The following is a 19,870-nucleotide window of genomic DNA, read 5'->3' as shown; positions in this document are numbered from 1 at the left end:
CGGATCAGGAACGGCGAGCCTCAATCGTGTAGGCAATTCATCCGCTCGACGTGCTTCCGCTTCTCTTCCGTCCAATCCGCATCGCCGCCGTATCGACCCGCATGCGGGTTGTCGTCTGCATGGCCCATGATGGCATTCCGAACATGTTCGGGCATGCCAGTACGGCGGGACTCCGCACTCCACGAGTGACGCAGACTGTACAGGACCTTGCGGGGGTCGTCCGTGATCCGCTCGCGCAAGTTGTCTGTCCACTCCCGGCTGATAGGGCGGGCATAGCGTCCCTTCACCTCTAGAACCCCTGTGCGCTCCGCCTCTTCCAGTTCGGCAGGGGTGGCCTCAGGCTCAAACGACGGGAAGAGTAGGGGGCCATTGTGCGAGCGTAGGTGTTGGGTCAGGACCGGCGTCAGCCGGGGATGTATCGGCACTTCACGGATGCTGTGTTCGTTCTTCGTAAGCCGGGGTCGGGCGTCGTCGTCGGACTCGTCGTTCGTTATGCGAATGACGCCCCGCGCTAGATCGACGTCACTCCTGCGAGCCTGAGCGATTTCTTCTGGCCTCGCCCCACTCCAAACGAGTACCTGCAGTGCCGTGGTCAGGTCGCGGGCGCGTCCGGGGCGCTTGTCGCGTCGCTTGCTCCATAGCTCTGACGCGACGTCCACCAGCTTACGGACTTCAGCCGGTTCGAAGCTTGCGTAGCTTCGTGACGTTTTCGGGCGTGTGTCTTTCGGCGGCCTCACCCCGGTGGCAGGGTTGGCATCGATGATATCAGCCGACACGGCGTAGCCCAGAAGTGCCCGGACGCTATCCAGCCGCTTTCTTACTGACGCGGGCGACAGCGGTTTGCCTTGGTAGGTCAAACCTTGCGCATACGCGACGTACTCGACCACGTGGCGCTTGGTCACGTCCTGTAGCGCCAAGTCGCCGTGCAACTTGGCGAACTCGTTCACGTACTGGACATGCTTCTTCCACGTTGTGTGTGCTTGCTTCTCCTGCCGCCGCCAATCGTCAAGAATCGACGTAACCGTGTGCCCACTGACGTGGGCTAGTGCATCGATTACTGTTTCACGCTTCTCAATCTTCAATTCGGACAGTTCGCGCGCGGTTTCGTCCTTCGCAGTTGGCAGGCCGTTCCATAGTGCCGCTAGCTCTGCTTGCTCTTCCATTTCCGCAATCGACATGACGAAGTAACCCTCGCCTTCGAGGCGGCGGCGTACTTGCGGCAACTCGGTGATGGCGACTTTGTACACCTCGTGGCGCTGGCCATCCCGATAGACTGACAGGGGAGTCGGTGTTGCGGCACCGGGGGGAAGGCCTTGCGGGTAAAGGTCGTACATCACGGCTTCTGCAGGATTTGACGGCGAGCTTCCCGCTTCGTCGGTGCGGGGAAGCTCTTCCAACATCGGCGCGTCCGCGAACTCGATCTGCCGATTATGTCTGTGCGCGATGGCCTGCGCCTCAGTGGATCGCTCAGTATCGCTGCGACCTTCCAGCGGGATCACCCATTCGGTCTTTTCCGCGAACAGATGGCGGACCTTCTGAGGGATCGCGCGGCGGTAATAATACCGTCCCCGGTGCTCGCGGACATAGTTCCCGCGCCGTGGTCGAAACGTCATTCTCCGCCCCCTTGTTGGTGTCCTTATTGGATAACTTGTTGGACACAAGCAGCAGCGTTAAATGCGCGTGATGCGCGGCGCAAGGAAATAGAATATAACCTTATCAGACAGTTGGGATGAGTGGTGTACTATCGGAGTGTGGCGAAAGGGTGACACGGTAGTCTGAATCCCACCTCCTCCGCCAACAAGCTGTCCCACCCCTTGATTGCGCTGGATATTCTCCGAGCCAGGAGCTCCGGGACTTTTGCCCGATAGATGCGATCTGTCTGCTGAAGCACCCTCTTGAGAATGGCATTGGCGTCGCCGACATCTTTGCGGGCCCATCGTCGTCCACATGTCCGGCCTCGACCGCGACAACTGGGGAAGCCCCGGCTAATCTTCGCCCGAACGGTCTGTCCGGCTTCCTGGCGACTGAGCCCAGCAGCGAGGTGGAGCCGAACCACCACAAGAAGATGCCTGTGCTCCTCAAGGAGTCAGGTGAGGCGCGGTCAACAACCTGCCTGACGAGGCCCTTGAGGTCTGACCCGAGTGCAGGAAGAAGGGCCGACGACCCTCTTCCTCCCCGGATGAGCATGAAGTTTCTGTCAGCTCTTCAAGTCAGCCCGTCCGGACGCCGCCGGTGGCTCTTGTCCCTCAACAGCAACCTGCAACTGGTCGAGCATCGTGACGGCATGGTCTGCGTAGGGCCCGATCCACCGCTTCTGTAGCTCGTGGATCGGCATGGCGTTCAAGTGGTTCCACCGCTCCCGACCGCGCCGTTCCGCGACGACCAGACCAGCTTTCTGCAGTACTCCGAGATGCTGCATGACCGTGCAGCGATCGATTCTGGGAAATGCCTCGCACAAGGCGCCTGTGGTCTTGGGGCCATCCGTCAGCAGATCCAGCAGCTCCCGCCGGGACCGATTGCTGAGCGCCTTGAACAGGAGGTCGAAATTTTCTTCAGTTGACATGTTATAGATATATAACATGATTGGGAAAACGTGAAGAGGATTCGCGAGATGGAGCTGAAGTTCACGGTGGCCGGGCGGATGCCGAAGTCCGTCAACGAGGTGTTCGAGGCAGTCGCCGATCCCGATCGCTTGTCCTGCTTCTTCACCACCGGCGGCGCCAAGGGAAGGCTGGCGCCCGGCGCAGAGGTGACTTGGGATTTCCACGATTTTCCCGGAGCATTCCCTGTTCTGGTGCAGGAGGTGGTCCAGAACGAAAAGATCGTCCTCCAGTGGGAGGCAACTCAGGATCCGAGCACCTGGACCACGGTGACCATGACATTTCATGAACTCGAGGACGGGCGCACCCTCGTCCGCATCAGTGAGTATGGCTGGCCGGAAACAGAGGATGGCCTGAAGTCGAGTTTCGGCAACTGTGAGGGCTGGACCGGGATGCTCTGCGCCATGAAGGCGTGGCTGGAGCACGGCATCAACCTGCGCGATGGCTTCTACAAGTAGCATCGACGAGCTCTGAGGTGCGGCAACGCCCTCATGCTCGCTCGAGGTCTCGGCGCCTAGGATCGAGCTGGCTACCTGATGCACCTCGATCCAGCTGCGCGTCTCGGATCGAGAAGGGAGATTTTTGTAGCATGCGAACAGTCGCCAACTCGGCGACGCAATTCGACGTCGGTGTCGCGAGCGGCGGTACATACACGTGACAAGGCCACTCTGGCTTCGCGAACGAAACTGCGCCTTCCGGACCCGACGTTGGAAACGGCAAGTTCCGCCTCAGGCCAACAGCCCCCCCGCTACGGTCAATACTGTTCCCGAGACGAAGTTGGCCTTTGGTGACGCAAGCCAAACGGCCGCCTCGGCGATATCGACAGGTTCGGCAATCCGTCCCAAGGGTGTCGCGGCTGCGATCGAAGCCGGCCGCGCAGCGTTTCCTTCTCGCGCGTGCAGGCCGGTGTTCGTCGTTCCCACCCGGATCGCCGTGACACGTATGCCGAAGGGACCCAACTCTTTTCCGGCGCCGATGGTCAGCGTCTCTACCGCCCCCTTCGAGGAGGCGTAGTGAACGTATTCTCCGGGTGAGCCCATCGTAGCGGCGACGGATGACATGTTGACGATTGCGCCCCCGGCGCCTCCCCGGTCGGTGCGCATGCGGCGCGCTGCCTCCTGAAGGCAATACAGCGCTCCGAACACGTTGGTGGCGAAAGTGGCGTGAAGGGCTTCCTCAGAGATATCAGTGACGGCGGCGGCGCCACCGATGATGCCAGCGTTGTTCACCAGGCAAGCGATCGGTCCGAGCGCGTCGTCACAGGCGTCGAGCATGTCCGACACCGCGGCACGATCGGCGACGTTGGCGCAAGATACGAGAACCTTGGCCCCGGATGCTTCGCACCGTGCGGCGGTCTCGGCCGCGCCGGCCGCATCGCGGTGGTAGTTCACGCACACGTCGTAGCCGGCCTCTGCAAAAGCCAGCGCGGTTGCGGCGCCGATCCCTTTGCTGGCGCCCGTGACAAGGACGATGGGGCGATGCGTCATGCGCTGAAACTGCACCAACCGGATTTGAAGCGCCAGATGTACCATAGTTGCGTTTTCGGCAAGTCCGCATGTTCGTGCCTTGCGCCATCCTCAGCGAAAGGCTGCTATCCGACTCGGAACCCGCGAGAAGGAGCCGAACACGGATGGATCTCGCAGACTGGACTCCTCGTCCGAAGCCCGCGCGCGTGTCGATGGAGGGGCGTTATGTGCGGCTGGAGCCTCTGGAGGCCGCCCATGCCGACATGCTTTTCTTGGCAGCGTCCGGGCAAGGCTCGGAAGAAAGGTTCCGATGGCTCCCCGAGACGCCACCCGACCGTGCGGCGTTCGATGTGTGGCTTGAAGGCGCGTCGACATCGCCCGATCCCCTGTTTTTCGCGGTGGTGGATCAAGCGACTGGCCGCGCTGAAGGCCGGCAAGCCTTGATGCGGATGGAGCCCGCCCATGGCACGTGCGAGATCGGCCATATCATGTGGGGCGCGGCGCTGCAGCGCACCCGGATGGCGACCGAGGCTCTGTTCCTGTTCGCAGATCAGATCTTCGGCCTCGGGTATCGCCGGTTCGAATGGAAGTGCAACGACCTGAACGTCCCGTCGAAGCGCGCGGCCGAGCGTTTCGGCTTTCGCTTCGAAGGGGTGTTCCGCCAGCACATGGTCGTGAAGGGCGCCAACCGCGACACCGCCTGGTTCGCGATGACGGACCGGGACTGGCAACAGGTGAAGCACGTTTACGAGAAGTGGCTGTCACCAGATAACTTCGACCACGACAGGCAGCAGCGGAAGCCATTGCGGTTCTGATCGTTCCTCCGCCACATACGACCCCGGAAGCGCCCACTTCCGGTGCTGTCTGATCCCGAGCGCTGCGGCACTGTCCGCGCCGAAGGTGAACGCGTAGAGGCCCTGCCGAAACCAGAAGCAGAGACCGACCCCGGCAAGAGAGCCGAGCGTGCAGGAGGCGATTTCGTGCCGGCGGATGCCAAGAGGTTGCCCATCAGCCGGGACATGATCCCACGCACCTGTTCGGTATTGGCCGAGCGGGCGATGGTGTGGGCGGTCGCGCGTTGAACATCTGCGGCTCAACGATCCCGACGAGCATGATCGCTGCGGCGGCGTGCGTTCCGCTCCCTCCACCCGCGCCGCCGCGGCGCGACCCCGCATCCAATGGAAAGAAGCGGCCGGTCAGCGCGCCCAGTGAAACCGAGACCGCGCCGCCCCCGAGGCCCGCGAACGTCACCAGCACGACCCTTGTCGACGCGCCCGCGGGCAGCCCCACAAGGTATCGATCGGCCAGCGGATTGCGAAGGAGCGCCCGCCGGACGACGCCTGTCAGCGCCAGCCCCCCGCGGCATTCGGTGCCAGGCGCAGCGAATAGAGGATCTCGTTCGCGGACTGGTGGATGGTCCACGCGCTGTTCAGGGCCGCGTCAGACGAGATGTCGACGCCGCAATTGGTGAGGCGAAGAGGTAGCTCGTGTGGTGTCGTGTGCGTGAAGCGGCAGCGCGGCGCCGGCTCGGTCTCGGGATCGATGGATCACCAGGTCGTTGTCGCCATGGTCGCCGATGAAGATCTGCACGGCCGAGCCGCCCAGCGAGGTGCCGGTGCTGGCTTCGGGAAATCCTTCGGGTAGGGCAGAAGGTCAGTTGCGACCTCGCTGCCGTCGAACGTGACCACTGGGCTGCCGTCCTCGCAGCCGGCCAGCAGGATCGAGACGGATAAGGCCTCTCCGTGAAGATGTGTGCAGGTCTGCAGGTCTGCAGGTCGCTCGCCGCGGCCTTCGTGTTCCTCGGCTCCGGATGGACAAGGCAGCGTTCACCGCCGCACTGGACGCGGCCTCGGTGGGCAGCGAGACGAAGTTCTCCCCGCGTCGTTGGCCCAAGCTGCCCGATCCCTTCCCGAAATGGCGCAAGTCGTCCTTGAAGCACACGTGCCCGCCGGGTGAAACGAAGGACAGGCGGTCCTTCAATGACAGACTTTCCCGATGCAGCTTACTGGTGAACCCGGAGCAGCAGATCTTCGGCTTGGCGGCGGCCCATCGTCCGGAGGGCGATAAGTGCATCTGTCAGGCGCAGGCCAGCGATGGGATCCCATGTCCCTCGGGTGACGTGACAGTCCATGTGGATCAGCACGTGCAAAACGCGCGATATGCGGAAGGTCGCAAGACTTAGAGGGTGCCTCGACACCGTGACCGACAACCCATGGCGCTGCTGCGGATGGGGAACCCTCTAGTTGGCCAACCGGGACACGGGGGGTCTGAACCTCGGCCACAAGCACATCAATCTTGCTGAACGCGAGACGGGATTTTCACTTTCACATCGTAGCTTCGCCCGTGCTCGACCTGCCTCAGGATGGTCCCATCTAGCCGCTGACCGTCGACCTCGACCACTTGATCCGGCAGACCCGGCACGCGTTCCACGCTGACGTCGAACGTGGCGCCGCGAAGGGTCCTGCGGAAGCGGCAGCGATCCCACTCGGACGGGATCTGGGGCGCGATCACGACGGCGTCGCCTGCACCCCGTAGACCGCACATCTGCTCGATCACCAGACGGTAGAACCACGAGGCCGTGCCGGTGTTGAAGAGATTGCTGGACCGGCCTGCCGTTCGCGGGAACTGGTGGTAGGCGCCGCGATAATAATTGGGAATGTAGAGTGGCAATTGACCCCGCACGGCGATGTCGGCGGCGGCGGGCTCGGTCAGCATCGCGCGTAGCACCCGGTAAGCCCGGTCGCCGTCGCTGATATGGTAGAGCGCCGCGGCGTAGAAGGCGGCGGCGTGGTTGTAGACCGCGCCGTTCTCGGCGGAACCGGGCCATTTCTGGGTCAGCCGGCCGACATCCTCGCGCATTTTGGTATAGGCGGGCGCGAACATGGCGATGCCGTAGGGCGTCGCGAGCTGGTCGTCGATGGCGCTGAGCATCCGGGCCTTCTGGTCGTCGTCCGCGGCACCGCAGAGCAACGCCCAGCTCTGGGCGTTCAGATAGATGCGACCCTCCTCGTCGGCCGACACGCCGAAGGGCACTCCGTCATCAGTGATGCCACGCGCGTACCAGTCACCGTCCCATAGATGCGCATTGATCCTGTCCACCATGGCGCTGGCCTCGTGGCGCAGCCACTTGGCGTTGTCGCTGTCGGATCGGGACTCGGATATCTCCGCCCAGACGGACATCGCATAGCTCGAGGCCTCGGCCAGCCATCCGGAGACGCCCTTGCCCTTGTAGCCCACCATGTTCATCGGATCGCACCAATCGCCCTGCGCGATCAGAGGCAGGCCGCGCTCGTCGACCTCGCCCGCGAGGAAGCGCAGGGCGCGGGTGACATGGTCGTAGAGGCTGTCGGTTCCTTCGCTGTCGATCCAGGCAACCTGCTCGTCGAGGATGGAGCGGTCGTTCGTCTCGTCCAGGTAGGCACAGGTCGCGATCACCAGCCAGACCGCGTGGTCGGTGTGGGGGATCTGGTTGATGTATTTCAGCGTCGCGCCGGAGTTGAGCAGGATGCCGTCCGGCACCTTGCCCGAGGCGAATTGCTGGCTTGCGGCGCGCAGGATGACCGCGCGGGTGGTTTCGGGCCGGATGAACACCATTCCAAGCGCGTCCTGCAGATAGTTGCGCGTCTGAGGATCGGTCGTCAGGCGGTTGGTGTCTCCGTGATAGAAGACCTGCCGCGGCAGCCAGCGGTTCACGAAGGCATCGAAGGCCGCATCGGGCGACTCGATCTCGAAGCTGCCCAGCCCTTCGTCCACGTAGGCGCGGGAGGCGCTGCGAACCGCCTCGGTGTCGCCCCGCAGGTACTTCGCGGCTAGCGCGGCGATCTCGGCCTTGTCGTGGGCCGGGCCGAAGACGAACCGGAACTCCTCGCTCCCGTCCACGGGAAGCGTCAGGTTCCACTGCATGATCCCGGCCGGAATCTCGTAGGCGGCGTCGCCGCCGGCCAGGTTGCCGCCCGCCTGCAAGGCCGACGGGTCGGCAAGTCCGCCTTCGTCCTCGAAGGCCTGCTGCGAGACCTCGAAGTAGTCCGGCGTGCGATCGGCGGCGAGGAAGGTGATGTCTTTGAGGTGGCGGTTCTTGAAGTAATCTTCGACGGCCTGGTACGGGGTCACGCTGGTGCAGACTACGGCGCCCAGTTCGGCATCGAAATGCCCGCCCATGTTCATCCAGGACATGTAGCCGACGGGGAAGTAGGGAACGAACGCGACGTCGCGGTCCGTCTTGCCGATGTTGCTCACCTTCGCCGACCAGATTTCGGCCGCGTCATCCACGGGCAGCTCCAGGCAGAGCTCGACGCGGATCCCGTTCTTCTCGATCACCCAGCGGATGTCGGAGAGGCCGGGTTCGAAGGCGTAGCTGTCGGGCGTGGCGCGCACGGGCTCGTGCGGTGCCGAGAACAGCGCGCCGGTCCGATCGTCGCGGACATAGAAGAAGCGGCCCGGGTGATGGGCGAAATACCTGTGCTCCGGCTGCATGAAGGTCTGCGCAGCCAGGGTCGGCGCGTGCGCGTACTTCCGCGGCTCGGGGTCCATGTACTGGCTGACGGCGTAGCCCCGGCAGGTCATCTGGATCATCATCCGCCGGTTCCACAGATAGCCGGCTGCAGCCGGCGCCAGGGTCGGGTCGGTCAGGCGGAAGCGATTTCCGTTTTCGATGAATGCGGCCATGTTCGTCTTTCGAAACTGCGGGATCAGAGGGCTGAAGCGGGCGGCGCGGTGGATTTCCGGGCGCAAAGGGTGGGCTCGAACCGCTCGCGGAAGGGCATGTCGAGGCCGTAGGTCAGGTTGAGAAGCTGGCGGCACGCCGACTGCGTCATCTCGACGATGGGCGCGTGGATCGTGCTGAGTGCCGGGGCCGTGTAGGCGGCAAAGTCGACATCGTCATAGCCGAGCACCGAGACCTGGCCGGGAACGGAGATGCCGGAAGCCTGAAGCCGGGCTGAAACAACCATCGCGACCTTGTCGTTGCCGCAGAAGACGGCAGTGAACTCGATGCCCGACCCGATGAGAGTTTCGGCGGCCTGCTCGCCGCCGGCATAGCTGAACGCGCCCTCGATCACGCGTTCGGCGGCCACCGGATTGCCCAGTCGCGACATCTCGTCGAGGAATCCCTTGTGCCGCTGCTTGGCGTCCTGCGCCGACAGCCGCCCCGTGATGACGGCGACATTCCGATGGCCAAGGGCGTGCAGGTGGCGGGCGGCGAGCCGACCTCCGAGGTCGTGATCGATGGAGAAGGCCCGACCGGGCAGCGCCTCGACCTCGCGGTTGATGCACACGAGGTTCGGGTACCTGTCCGTCAGGGTGGCGAGCTTGAAGTCGCCAAGCTGCGAGCACGACATGAGAATGCCGTCGCAGTCCCGGTTGATCAGGTAGTCGATGTGGCCGAGCCGATCCTCGTCCGACGTCGCGTCCTCGGCGTTGGCGAGGATCATGTGTTTCCCCTGCTGCCGAAGCTCCAGTTCGATGGCCCGGATCATCATCTGGTAATAGGGCCCCTCGAGCGACGGCACCCAGACGCCGATGATTTCAGAGCGACGCGATGACAGCGAGCGGGCGATGCTGTTCGGCCGATATTTCAGCTGGTTGATCGCGCGGGCGATCTTCTCAGCGGTCCTTTCGGAAACAGAACCGTTTCCAGAAACGTATCGGGATACGGTGCCGGAACCGACGCCAGCAAGCTTTGCCACGTCTTTCAATGTCGCTGTCTTTTGCTCTTCCATGCCGCCTCTCAGAGAAAAATATCCACCATTACTGCATGTTATCGTGCAAGATCAGCCAGGTTCGGTTGCCTGGAACGAAGAGCTCGAACCGGTTGTCGCAGGAACGATTGACAGAAGCAAGACATCGTGGTTGGTTTTGGAACCGGTTCCATATGAGGATGTGGAGCAGGTCGCGGCGCTGGTCATCGTCAGGCGGTGAGGCTCGAATTCAATGCATCTGGGAGGACACATGTTTTACAAGAAAAACCTATTGGCGCAGACCGCGACGGTCTTGGCCGCCGGCGCAGGAATGGCTCAGGCCCAAGAGGCCGAGGTCATCCATTGGTGGACCTCGGGCGGCGAATCGGCGGCGATCTCGGTGCTCGCCGACGCCTTCGAAGAGCGGGGCGGCACATGGGTCGACAGCGCCGTCGCCGGCGGATCTGCTGCGCGCAGCGCCGCCATCAACCGCATCATCGGCGGCGACCCGTCGACCGCCGCGCTGTTCAACACGTCGCAGCAATACCACGAGATCATCGGCGAGGGCCTGCTCAACGACATCAACGACGTCGCCATGCGCAACGACTGGGACAACGTGCTGCCGGCGCCCATCGTCGAGGCTATCAAGGTCGACGGAAAGTACTACGCCGCCCCGGTCAACATCCACATGCCGCTGTGGATCTGGTACTCCATGGACGCGATGGAGCAGGCCGGCATCGACACGCCGCCCACGACGATGGAAGAGTTCTTCACCGCGCTCGATGCGCTGGAGGAGGCCGGCATCACGCCGCTCGCGCTCGGCGGTCAGCGGTGGCAGGAGAACCTGCTGTTCTCGGCCGTGATGACCAATGTCGGCGGACGCGACCTTTGGACGAGCGTTTATGGCGAAAAGGACGAGGCGGCGATCAACTCGCCCGAGTTCCGCGAAGTGATCGAGACGTTCATCAGGCTGAAGGCCTACGTCGACGATGCCTCGCCCGGCCGCAACTGGAACGACGCCACGGCGATGCTGATCAACGACTCCGCCGGCTTCCAGATCATGGGCGACTGGGCGAAGGGCGAGTTCAAGCAGGCCGAGCAGGAGGTGGGCGTCGACTACGGTTGCCTCGCGGGCCTGCGGCCGGACGCACCGTATGTCCTTGGCGGCGACGTGTTCGTGTTCCCCGCGACGGATGATCCCGCGCGGATCGAGGCGCAGAACATGCTGGTCGAGACCATGACCGCCCCCGACGTGCAGGTGGCGTTCAACAACCTCAAGGGCTCGATCCCGATCCGGTCCGACGTCGACGTGGCCGGTCTGGATGAATGCGCAGCCCTCGGCATGGAGATCATGTCGGACGCGTCGCGCCAGGCGCCGGACGCCGCGCAGATGATGGACGAGTATGTCTACGGCTCGGTCCAGGACGTCGTGACCGAGCTTTGGAACACGGACATGAGCGTCGACGACGCCGTCGAGCGGTTCGACAGCGCGCTGCGGAACTGACCCCGGAGGAAAGCTGCGGGGGGAGGGGCATCCTTCCCCCCAGGATGGAGGGAGGACCACATGCAGATTTCTCGAAACGTCCGGCACGTCCGGCGCAACGGCGTCGCCTACATGGCCCTGCTGCCGATGGCCGCGATCGTCATATTCGCCTATCTCGGCACGATGGCATGGTCGGTCCGTCTGTCGTTCTCGAGCTCGCGTATGCTGCCGAAAGACGACTTCGTCGGGTTCGACCAGTATGTCGAACTGTTCCAGACGTCGCGCTGGCTGACGTCGCTGGAGAACTTCGTCTTCATCGCCGTCTTCTTCCTGTCGATCTGCTTCGTCCTGGGGATGCTGCTCGCGATCTTCATCGATCAGAACGTGCGCGCGGAGGGCCTGTTTCGGACGGCCTTTCTCTACCCCTACGCCATGTCCTTCGTGGTGACGGGCCTGATGTGGCAGTGGATCCTCAACCCCGACCTGGGACTCCAGCAGACGATGCGCGACCTGGGCTTCTCGGGCTTCGTCCTCGATTGGGTGGTCGATAGCGATACCGTCCTTTACGCGATCGTCCTGGCGACGGTCTGGCACGGGGCAGGGCTGGTGATGGCCTTGATCCTGGCCGGCCTGCGCGGCATCGACATGGACCTGTGGAAGGCCACGCGCATCGACGGCATCCCCGCGTGGCGTGTCTACGGCTTCATCATCCTGCCGATGCTGCGACCCATGATCATCACGTCGCTGGTCCTGCTGTCTATCAGCATCGTCAAGATGTACGACCTTGTCGTCGCCATGACCAACGGCGGCCCCGGAACGGCGAGCGAAGTTCCCGCGAAGTTCATCATGGACAACCTGTTCGAGCGGGCGAATATCGGCCTGGCGACCGCCGCTTCGACCGTCATGCTGGTCACCGTCCTGATCATCATCGCCCCGGTCCTCTATTCCCAGTACTTCGGCAAGAAGGGGGCATCGGCATGACCACAGCCGAACTGATCGCACCTGCCGCAAGGCGTCCCGTGACGTCCCAGCACCTCTGGGGCCGCGTCGGCATCTACGCCTTTCTCTTCGCGATGGCGCTGTTCTTCCTGCTGCCGCTCTACGTCATGCTGGTCACGTCGCTGAAGACCATGGACGAGATCCGGCTGGGCCAGATCTTCGCGCTGCCCGCGCAGATCACGTTCGAGCCCTGGGTGACGGCATGGTCCAGCGCCTGCACGGGCCTTGACTGCACGGGGCTTCGCGTGGGGTTCTGGAACTCGGTCGAGATCCTTGTACCCAGCGTTGTCCTGTCGATCCTGCTGGGGGCGCTGAACGGCTACGCCCTGTCGTTCTGGAAGGTCCGCGGCGCGAACGTGCTCTTCGCGTGCCTGCTTCTGGGCGCGTTCATGCCGTACCAGGTGTTCATCTACCCGCTTGTGCGCTTTTACGCGCAGATCGGGATCTATGGATCGTTGCCGGGCATCGTCCTCACCCACGTCATCTTCGGGATGCCGGTGATGACCCTGCTGTTCCGGAACTACTATTCGGCTCTGCCGTCCGAGCTGTTCAAGGCGGCGCGCATCGACGGTGCAGGCTTCTGGGCGATCTTCATTTCCATCGTCCTGCCCATGTCCGTGCCGATCACCATCGTCGCGGTCATCATGCAGGTGACGGCGATCTGGAACGACTTCCTGCTGGGGCTGGTCTTTGCCGGGCGGGAGAACCTGCCGATGACCGTCCAGCTGAACAACATCGTCAACACCACCACGGGCGAGCGCGCCTACAACGTCAACATGGCCGCCACGATCCTGACGTCGCTGGTCCCGCTGGCCGTCTATCTGGCTTCCGGCCGCTGGTTCGTCCGCGGCATCGCGTCCGGCGCCGTGAAGGGATAAATCATGACTTCTGTTTCCATACGCAATCTCGAGATCCGGTACGGCCAGCACGTGGTCATGGACAAACTCAACCTGGACATCCGCGACGGCGAGTTCCTCGTTCTTCTCGGGCCCTCGGGCTGCGGAAAGTCGACCCTGATGAATGCCATCGGGGGCCTTACCGACGCGAGCGGCGGCAGCATCCACTTCGACGGAAGGGACGTCACCTGGGCCGACCCGAAGGATCGCGGCATCGGCATGGTGTTCCAGTCCTACGCGCTCTACCCGACGATGAGCGTGCGGCGGAACATGTCGTTCGGCCTGCGGATCGCGGGCGTCGACCGGGCCGAGATCGACAGGAAGGTCGCGTGGGCCGCCGACATCTTGCAGATCGAGCATCTGCTCGACCGCAAGCCCGCGGCTCTCTCGGGTGGTCAGCGCCAGCGCGTGGCCATCGGCCGGGCGCTTGTGCGCGATGCGGACATCTTCCTGTTCGACGAGCCCCTGTCCAACCTGGACGCCAAGCTGCGCGCTGAGCTGCGGCTCGAGATCAAGAAGCTGCACAACGCGATCGGCTCGACCATGATCTACGTGACCCACGACCAGATCGAAGCCCTGACGCTCGCGGACCGGATCGCCGTGATGAAGGGAGGGGTCATCCAGCAGCTCGACACGCCTCTGAACGTCTACAACAAGCCGGCCAACGAGTTCGTCGGCGGCTTCCTGGGATCTCCCGCCATGAACAAGGTCGACGGAGGCTTCGAGACTCGCGACGGAAGCCTCGTCTTCGACACCGGTGCGTTTGCGCTGGACGTCGACGATTACCCCTTCGATCAACGGGTCGAGAGCGGACAGAAGGCGACCCTGGGGATCCGGCCCGAGCACATAAACCCCGCGAACGGCTCGTCGAAGCACTATTCCGGAAAGTTGTCGCTGATCGAGCCCATGGGAAGCGACATCCTCGGCTGGTCGGATTTCGATGGCATCAGCCTGTCGCATCGGCTGAGCCAGGAAGACCACTACACGGTCGGAGATTCCTTCCCCGTGAGCATGGATGTCCGGAAAGCCTCGTTCTTCGATCAGGCAACTGGGAACCGCCTCTAACCAGAGGACGGATCCCGGGGGCCTGAGCCGGGCGCGGGCGAGATTGCGCAAAAATCCGCCCAGCTCCAATTGCAAGGACATCTCGTAATGCGGGCGCTTCTTCCGATTCTGAAATCGGGCGCGGCTTTCAGTCTGCGGAGATTCTGTCAGATCGCGAAATCGTCCAGCGATTTACCGTCCTCCAATGCTTCCTTGATCCAGCCCGGCTGTCTGCCGCGGCCGGACCAGGTCTGGGTCGGATTCTCGGGGTTTCGATATTTCGGCGGGTTCTTCGTCTTAGGTCCGCCTTTCTTCTTCTGCCCTTCGAGAACGTCGTCGAGCGAGAATCCATGCTCGCGCGCTGCCTTTTCGGCCGCCGACCGCGCCTCGGCGCGCCGGCGCTCGTCGACTGTCGCCAATGCGCGTTCGACGTCTTTGCTCAGCTTCTGCAGCTCATTGCGCGACATGTTTTTCAGATCGTAGTCCATCTTGGCCTTTCCGGGTTTCACGTTTTGAATTCTCAGAACGGGTAAAGTGGTGCGGCGCAATGCGATAGGAAGAGAAGGATCGGAATTTTTCGAATGGGTTCGTAAGGACGACCCCAGGTCGGAAAGCAACACGTCTGTTGAAGGGCACGGGCGGACACTATATCAGCGGCAGATCGCATGGTCGGGTCGCGTCTGCGACCACGGTACTCAAGAAGGGAAGAACGTGAAGGGATACAAGGAGCCTGGGTTCCAGGAGCGAGCGGCTGCATCCGATCGTGCCAAGAAAAAGGCACTTGAGCGGATGAAGGCGGCGCCGAAGCCTACCGAGGCCGAATTGGCGGCGCGAGCTGCTCGTCGGGCGGAACGTGATGCAAAGGCCGCGAGCAAGCGCGCAGCCGCTGCCGAAGCGAGGGAGCAAGAGCGCGCGAAGGCACTCGAAGCCGAGAGGAAGCGCGCCGAAATGGAAGCGGCCGAGCCGACCGAAGCCGAACGGAAGATGGCCAGGGATGAGCGCTACGCGGCACGAAAAGAACGTAAACGCCGTAAGTCTTAAGCGGGCACGTGCTCGGCCTGTTGCTTTTCGCATTCCAAGCACGACCAGGTCGCCACGCGACTCATAGGCATCGAAGGCCGCCGGAACAGCCGCTGAGATCTCCTCGCAGAACGTTCAGTGTGTCGGCGGTGCGGCGTGACCCGTCGCGCCGCGGCGGATGGGCTCCGACATCACACCGGCGAGTTCACCGCGGATGGAGATCGGCAGTGGCGGGCTACGCTCGCTGGACTCGCTTCGCCGGCTACCTTTCCGGTCGCACCGGGCCCATCACGCACCCGGATGGACCCGGTCACCGAGAAGGGCCGCCCTGTGTTCCGCTGGCCAAGTGGGAGCCTTGCCGTGCAGTCCCTTGGCAACAGTACCTTTCCCATCCGAACCGACTATAGCATGGCACGCGCCGCTACCGCCTGCGTATGCAATTCGTGGGCATGCCCCCAACCGAACGCTGTATGCCCGCACCGTCCGGCCTATATAGAACTCAGATTTTACGTTGTATTCAAGCCTGCCAGAGCGCCTAATGCACGAGCCATAGGCCTCGCGGTGCGTGCTGGTGGAATGCCGCCATGTGGGGGAGCTGAATTTACAGTGTTTCCCGTGGGCTGGCGAGAGATCTTTTGGAGGGAGTATGGGATTCGAATCGGGGAGACCCGGCATATCTTTCAATGGGCCGGGAATGTATTTCAGCGACGCGTTGCTCGCAGCCGTCGCAAAAGAGCTTTCAGACTGCTATATATATCGTTCGGATGACCTCGACGACGGGAGCGGAGCCGGCACGAAAGTCGTGCTCGCGTCGCTCGATTCCGTCACCGATCTGGCTGCTTTCCTGGACGATACTGCCATGCGTTGCCCGAAGGCGCATGTCGCTTTCATCTACGACAACGAAGTTGTCGCACGATCTTTCTTCGCGGCTCATGGCGACACGATCCTGCGCGAGGGGATCAGCCTCATTCCGATGAATGTGCGGCTGGACGTCTGGCTGCTGTTCATTCGCTTGTTCCTCCTGGGTCAGACGTATCTCTCCCGGGAATTGATGGTGGCGTCCGAAGATGCGGCCAAGGAAGAGCAGTTGAAGGTGGCTGCCAAGATCGTCGGGAGGCTGACTCAGAGGGAGATCGAGATCCTGGCTCTCGCGGCGCGGGGCGCGCAGAACAAGGTGATCGCGGAACGGCTCGGGATCTCCGAGCACACCGTGAAGCTGCACATGCATCACGTGATACGAAAGATGAATGTCCAGAACAGGACCGAAGCCGCCCACCTGTTTCTGCAGACAGTGGGGTCGGGCTCCGGCGAGCCTGTTCGCCTGCGGGGGCTCGGGGACTCAGCGCGGATCGGATATGTCCCCGGCAAGCCATGACAACCAGGTCGTGATCTGGGGCATCCCGGTCGACGGGTGGGGCGACCATGGGTCGTCGGGCCGGTCGACCGACAGAGATGCTTGTCCGGCCTCCCAGTTGTCGGGAAATTTGTCGCCGTCGCGGTCTCTGGCTGCGGCGCGGGGCCTGAGGTCGGGCCAACCGCCGACCTGCGACGGAGCGTTGATCACGCGTCCGCGACATTCCACGATGTCGGCGACGGCGCGCTTGTCGAGCGCATCGGGGTGAAGGCTGTCACCGACGATGGGCAGCAGCCGGTCGACCAGGCCTTTCGCCGGTTCGGCAGGGGTCGCCGGGATCAGGCCGGGCGCGGCCACGACCTTGCTCTGCGCGACGGGACCAAGAACCGCTGCTCCGGAATTGGTCATGCACGGGCCACGGTAGGCAATGTTGTCACCCGGGAGGATCGAGATCGGGATCGCCCCGCCAAGCGGGAAAATCTCCACCGCCGGTGGTCTGTCCGAGTTCGTGCTGGGACCGGGGATCGTGACGTTCCCGACATGGATGATGTGGGTTGGCCCGACCAGGTTGTAGTATTCGCCGAACTGGCTGATCGGGTTGAAGAAGACGTTGTTCACGACTTCGACCGGCCCTGTGGACGACGCCTTCACGTCCGGGTTGCGGTCCCGGTGATGGGCAAAGACGTTCTGCCATAGCGTGATGCGTCCACACCCGGTGGCCGTGGCGTCGTACGAACACAGCAGGGCACCCTTGGAGTGACGGCCCTTGGGATGGCTGGACCGGTCGAGCGAGAAGCTCAACAGGCTGCGCGCGAGCGTGATATCGGCCGTCTCTCCCCGGCTTGCATGGACGTTGAAGGTCTCGTCCGTGGCGAAGGACAGGGAAAGATGATCCAGGTAGACGCGTTGCGCGTTCTCGATGGTCACGGCGTCCACGGCGGGGTTGGGCCTGATCGTGGGACCGGGACGTATCTTGAGGAACCGGACCAGGACATCGTGGGCGTTCTTGATCACCAGCGGCGTCGCGCCATAACCGTTCAGCCGAAGCTGAAGGCCGTCCCCCGGGGCGGTCTGACCGGCAATGTAGCCGTTCGACCGGACCATCACGGGGCCGCTGAGGATCACGGTTCCCGAAACGTGGATCAGGCAGATCCGGGGGATGTCCCTCTCGGCGCAGGCCCTGAACGAACCCCGCCCGGCATTGGCGAGCGTGGTGACCGGAATGATCGCTCCGCCCTGCCATCCGGTTGCGCCGCGTCCATAGCCGACCGCCCCGGGAAAGGCTTCTGCCCAAAGGACGGCCGGCGTGGCGCTCAGCACAAGCGCGGCGAGCAGCGACAAGACGCGGTTCGTTCGTTCACGCGTATCCATTTGTGTAATAATCCGAGGTGTAGGAATAATAGCCGTAGGCTTGGGCAGAACGGGGGCTGACACCGTTGATCGCGATGCCGACCACGTCGAACCCCGACCGGGTCATCCGGCGCGCGGTCGTGGCCAACAATTCGCGACGGCACATGCGCCAGCGGGTGACGAGGATCGCCTTGTCCACCACCGCGGCCAACCTCGCGGCTTCTTCGGACGCGAGAAACGGGGGCGTGTCCACGATGATCAGGTCGTAATCCCTGCGGATCGTCTTGAAGATCCTTTGCGCTGCCCTGGTATCGAAGACGCGAAGTGGCAGCCGCGAGTTCGGCTTGAAGGTCATCACGTCGAGCCGCTCGTGAGGCGAGGCAGAGATGTAGGACGTCAGCGGCACGACCTCGGAAAAAAGATCGGCGAGCGTATGCGGGTTGGCCTCCGCCTGCAGGCTGGTCGAAGAGCCTTGGCGGTAGACGTCCAGGTCGATCAGCAAGACCTTCAGCCCGTCCAACGATGCCGACACGGCCATGGACGAGGCGATGGAGGATTTCCCTTCGCCCGAAACGGCCGACGCGATCATCGCCACCGGCGCGCGCCCGGCGGCGGCTTCGTCGACCACCGACGTGACGAGGGCGCGGACGGCATTGGAGTAGGCGCCGTTCGCGTCGTGCGCCATGACCCCATGAGGACCCCCGTGGCGCTTCAGCGTATTGTCCAGGAGGCGGGGCAGGGAGGTGATGACCTCCATCCCCGTCGCCGATTCCGCGTCGGCGGGGCTGAGGACGAGCCGGTTCATGTGTTCGCGCAGCACGGCGCCCAGAACCCCGAGGAGGAAGAAGGCGACAAGCGCCACCGCAAGCGTCGAGGCGAACAGGGGTCCTTCGGGTGCGCGCGGGCGTTCGGCCCGCGAGATCTGCGCGGCATCCGGGCTTTGCGCCTCGCGCTGCGCTTCCAGTTCCCCGAGGCGCTGGCGAACGGCGTCGAAGCGGTCGGTTTCGGTACTCAGGATGAGTTCGCGTTCCGCCAGCTGGATCTCTGCCGCCACGCGACTTTCCAGAGCGCGGGTGATGTCGTCCAGCCGATTTTCGAGCAGCGAGCGCCTCGAAAAATCAGACGAGGCCGCATCGAGCCGGGCGCGTAGCGACGCCTTCTCGGCCAGGAGTTCGCTGGTCGTCGCCTGATCGCGGAGTTCGTTCTCCTGGATCAGGGTCGCCACCTCGGTCTGCAGGCGTGCAATGTTCGAGGCGATGACCTCGCTGCGCTGCGAGAGGAACCGCGCCAGATGGTCGAGATTTGCCGTCTGCTCGGCGGACAGCATCTCGATGTATTGGGTCGCGGCGGCGTTCGCGATCTCGGCCGACAGGGTTGGGTCCGGGCTGCGCGCGGAAAGCTGGATGACGTTGTGCTTTTCGCTCGCCGTCACGCTGTATTGCGAAGACAGCTTGTCGACGACCGCGTCGATCTGGCTGAGCTCGCTCAACATCCGCGGATCCTGCGTGTCGATGAGGCCCAGGTTGCCGAGAGCACGACGCAGCACGCTATCGGGTTTCGGCTCGCCAAGCGCCGGGTTGTAGCGGGGATCGGCGATCAGGTTCAGTTGCTCGGCCAGCCGGGTGATGAAATCGCGTGAAGACAGAACCTCGGCCTCGGTGAAGACCTGATTGGCGTTGACCGGGGCGGATATCGTGCGGTCCGCAGTCGTGTCGCTCGGAGTCTCGCTGGCCCTGAGCATGATCGCCGCAGTGGATGCGTAGGACAGCGGCTGGCGATTGAGCCAGAAGGCGGTGAGGGCAAGCCCCACGGCCGTCAACACGAAGATCAGTGCGAAATTCCGGCGCGCGATCTGGACGAGGTCGAACCCGCCGAGCGCGGAGAGGCCGGCCGACGCATCGCCCGAAGTCGAACGGTATGCCGAGGACATGTCGGGGCCGGCTCTGGTGTGGTTCTCGTAGATCATCGTCGATTCCCCTCTTG

Annotated in this window: 17 protein-coding genes and 1 pseudogene; 9 read left to right on the top strand and 9 right to left on the bottom strand. The window is 63.4% G+C overall.

All coding sequences use genetic code 11. The annotated features are described in order from the left end of the window. Positions 1-20 precede the first annotated feature (20 nt). Positions 21-1,613 carry a tyrosine-type recombinase/integrase gene (locus PAM7066_RS07305; RefSeq protein WP_085853489.1) on the bottom strand — a complete coding sequence of 531 codons (1,593 nt, stop codon included), beginning with the start codon at positions 1,611-1,613 and terminating at the stop codon, positions 21-23. 584 nt (positions 1,614-2,197) lie between these two features. Beyond that, positions 2,198-2,563, bottom strand: a complete 366-nt coding sequence (locus PAM7066_RS07300) for an ArsR/SmtB family transcription factor (protein ID WP_085853631.1) — start codon at positions 2,561-2,563, stop codon at positions 2,198-2,200. 48 nt (positions 2,564-2,611) lie between these two features. Here PAM7066_RS07300 and PAM7066_RS07295 point away from each other — a divergent pair, with 48 nt between their 5' ends. Further along, positions 2,612-3,058 carry an SRPBCC family protein gene (locus PAM7066_RS07295; protein WP_085853488.1) on the top strand — a complete coding sequence of 149 codons (447 nt, stop codon included), beginning with the start codon at positions 2,612-2,614 and terminating at the stop codon, positions 3,056-3,058. A gap of 270 nt (positions 3,059-3,328) precedes the next feature. On the opposite strand, the gene PAM7066_RS07290 is transcribed toward PAM7066_RS07295, so the two are convergent. Next, the gene (locus tag PAM7066_RS07290; RefSeq protein WP_085853630.1) at positions 3,329-4,087 is read right to left on the bottom strand and encodes an SDR family oxidoreductase; all 759 of its coding nucleotides are present in this window, start codon (positions 4,085-4,087) and stop codon (positions 3,329-3,331) included. Between the two features lie 191 nt (positions 4,088-4,278). Here PAM7066_RS07290 and PAM7066_RS07285 point away from each other — a divergent pair, with 191 nt between their 5' ends. Both PAM7066_RS07285 and PAM7066_RS07275 read left to right on the top strand, forming a co-directional pair. Continuing rightward, positions 4,279-4,881 (top strand): GNAT family N-acetyltransferase, encoded by a 603-nt coding sequence (locus PAM7066_RS07285; protein WP_245749626.1) that lies wholly within the window; start codon positions 4,279-4,281, stop codon positions 4,879-4,881. A 995-nt stretch (positions 4,882-5,876) separates the two neighbouring features. After that, on the top strand, positions 5,877-6,248 hold the full coding sequence (locus PAM7066_RS07275) for a hypothetical protein (RefSeq protein WP_085853485.1): 372 nt from the start codon (positions 5,877-5,879) through the stop codon (positions 6,246-6,248). A 107-nt stretch (positions 6,249-6,355) separates the two neighbouring features. On the opposite strand, the gene PAM7066_RS07270 is transcribed toward PAM7066_RS07275, so the two are convergent. The 3 genes and pseudogenes from PAM7066_RS07270 to PAM7066_RS19635 all read right to left on the bottom strand — a co-directional run. Next, positions 6,356-8,731: a GH36-type glycosyl hydrolase domain-containing protein gene (locus PAM7066_RS07270; RefSeq protein ID WP_085853484.1), complete on the bottom strand. Its 2,376-nt coding sequence runs from the start codon at positions 8,729-8,731 to the stop codon at positions 6,356-6,358. 23 nt (positions 8,732-8,754) lie between these two features. Further along, positions 8,755-9,573, bottom strand: a complete 819-nt coding sequence (locus PAM7066_RS07265) for a substrate-binding domain-containing protein (RefSeq protein ID WP_245749619.1) — start codon at positions 9,571-9,573, stop codon at positions 8,755-8,757. Positions 9,574-9,684: 111 nt separating this feature from the next. Next, positions 9,685-9,783 (bottom strand): annotated as a pseudogene (locus tag PAM7066_RS19635) (LacI family DNA-binding transcriptional regulator); the annotation flags it as partial. 229 nt (positions 9,784-10,012) lie between these two features. Here PAM7066_RS19635 and PAM7066_RS18565 point away from each other — a divergent pair. From PAM7066_RS18565 to PAM7066_RS07250, 4 genes are read left to right on the top strand one after another with little or no spacing between them, the layout of a single operon-like run. After that, positions 10,013-11,245, top strand: coding sequence for an ABC transporter substrate-binding protein (locus PAM7066_RS18565; protein WP_090928810.1), 1,233 nt, complete (start codon positions 10,013-10,015; stop codon positions 11,243-11,245). A gap of 60 nt (positions 11,246-11,305) precedes the next feature. Then, positions 11,306-12,205, top strand: a complete 900-nt coding sequence (locus tag PAM7066_RS18560; RefSeq protein ID WP_090928807.1) for a carbohydrate ABC transporter permease — start codon at positions 11,306-11,308, stop codon at positions 12,203-12,205. Further along, positions 12,202-13,101 carry a carbohydrate ABC transporter permease gene (locus PAM7066_RS07255; protein ID WP_085853482.1) on the top strand — a complete coding sequence of 300 codons (900 nt, stop codon included), beginning with the start codon at positions 12,202-12,204 and terminating at the stop codon, positions 13,099-13,101. The genes PAM7066_RS18560 and PAM7066_RS07255 overlap by 4 nt, the downstream gene beginning before the upstream one ends. Before the next feature lie 57 nt (positions 13,102-13,158). Further along, complete coding sequence (locus PAM7066_RS07250) at positions 13,159-14,184, top strand: ABC transporter ATP-binding protein (RefSeq protein WP_276326064.1); 1,026 nt, start codon at positions 13,159-13,161, stop codon at positions 14,182-14,184. A gap of 146 nt (positions 14,185-14,330) precedes the next feature. Here PAM7066_RS07250 and PAM7066_RS07245 read toward each other — a convergent pair whose 3' ends face one another. Further along, on the bottom strand, positions 14,331-14,651 hold the full coding sequence (locus PAM7066_RS07245) for an H-NS histone family protein (RefSeq protein ID WP_085853480.1): 321 nt from the start codon (positions 14,649-14,651) through the stop codon (positions 14,331-14,333). Between the two features lie 223 nt (positions 14,652-14,874). On the opposite strand from PAM7066_RS07245, the gene PAM7066_RS07240 reads away from it, so the two are divergent. Next, positions 14,875-15,204, top strand: coding sequence for a DUF6481 family protein (locus PAM7066_RS07240; RefSeq protein WP_085853479.1), 330 nt, complete (start codon positions 14,875-14,877; stop codon positions 15,202-15,204). A gap of 673 nt (positions 15,205-15,877) precedes the next feature. Next, complete coding sequence (locus tag PAM7066_RS07235) at positions 15,878-16,558, top strand: helix-turn-helix transcriptional regulator (RefSeq protein WP_245749617.1); 681 nt, start codon at positions 15,878-15,880, stop codon at positions 16,556-16,558. Here PAM7066_RS07235 and PAM7066_RS07230 read toward each other — a convergent pair. Continuing rightward, complete coding sequence (locus PAM7066_RS07230; RefSeq protein WP_085853478.1) at positions 16,523-17,908, bottom strand: pectate lyase family protein; 1,386 nt, start codon at positions 17,906-17,908, stop codon at positions 16,523-16,525. The genes PAM7066_RS07235 and PAM7066_RS07230 overlap by 36 nt on opposite strands. Then, a complete protein-coding gene (locus PAM7066_RS07225) occupies positions 17,895-19,853 on the bottom strand; it encodes a polysaccharide biosynthesis tyrosine autokinase (protein ID WP_175484590.1) in 1,959 nt (652 codons plus the stop codon). Before PAM7066_RS07225 ends, PAM7066_RS07230 begins: the two co-directional genes overlap by 14 nt. Positions 19,854-19,870 lie beyond the last annotated feature (17 nt).

Origin of the sequence: Palleronia marisminoris (assembly GCF_900172315.1) — a bacterium.
GTDB classification, from domain to species: Bacteria; Pseudomonadota; Alphaproteobacteria; order Rhodobacterales; family Rhodobacteraceae; genus Palleronia; species Palleronia marisminoris.
Note: the sequence above shows the minus strand (reverse complement) of the source record. Positions and strands in the feature narration are given on the sequence as shown.

Coding starts and splice junctions, on each gene's coding strand:
- PAM7066_RS07305 (WP_085853489.1), bottom strand. CDS start 1,613: ATGACGTTTCGACCACGGCGCGGGAACTATGTCCGCGAGCACCGGGGA.
- PAM7066_RS07300 (WP_085853631.1), bottom strand. CDS start 2,563: ATGTCAACTGAAGAAAATTTCGACCTCCTGTTCAAGGCGCTCAGCAAT.
- PAM7066_RS07295 (WP_085853488.1), top strand. CDS start 2,612: ATGGAGCTGAAGTTCACGGTGGCCGGGCGGATGCCGAAGTCCGTCAAC.
- PAM7066_RS07290 (WP_085853630.1), bottom strand. CDS start 4,087: ATGACGCATCGCCCCATCGTCCTTGTCACGGGCGCCAGCAAAGGGATC.
- PAM7066_RS07285 (WP_245749626.1), top strand. CDS start 4,279: ATGGAGGGGCGTTATGTGCGGCTGGAGCCTCTGGAGGCCGCCCATGCC.
- PAM7066_RS07275 (WP_085853485.1), top strand. CDS start 5,877: ATGGACAAGGCAGCGTTCACCGCCGCACTGGACGCGGCCTCGGTGGGC.
- PAM7066_RS07270 (WP_085853484.1), bottom strand. CDS start 8,731: ATGGCCGCATTCATCGAAAACGGAAATCGCTTCCGCCTGACCGACCCG.
- PAM7066_RS18565 (WP_090928810.1), top strand. CDS start 10,013: ATGTTTTACAAGAAAAACCTATTGGCGCAGACCGCGACGGTCTTGGCC.
- PAM7066_RS18560 (WP_090928807.1), top strand. CDS start 11,306: ATGCAGATTTCTCGAAACGTCCGGCACGTCCGGCGCAACGGCGTCGCC.
- PAM7066_RS07255 (WP_085853482.1), top strand. CDS start 12,202: ATGACCACAGCCGAACTGATCGCACCTGCCGCAAGGCGTCCCGTGACG.
- PAM7066_RS07250 (WP_276326064.1), top strand. CDS start 13,159: ATGGACAAACTCAACCTGGACATCCGCGACGGCGAGTTCCTCGTTCTT.
- PAM7066_RS07245 (WP_085853480.1), bottom strand. CDS start 14,651: ATGGACTACGATCTGAAAAACATGTCGCGCAATGAGCTGCAGAAGCTG.
- PAM7066_RS07235 (WP_245749617.1), top strand. CDS start 15,878: ATGTATTTCAGCGACGCGTTGCTCGCAGCCGTCGCAAAAGAGCTTTCA.
- PAM7066_RS07230 (WP_085853478.1), bottom strand. CDS start 17,908: ATGGATACGCGTGAACGAACGAACCGCGTCTTGTCGCTGCTCGCCGCG.
- PAM7066_RS07225 (WP_175484590.1), bottom strand. CDS start 19,853: ATGATCTACGAGAACCACACCAGAGCCGGCCCCGACATGTCCTCGGCA.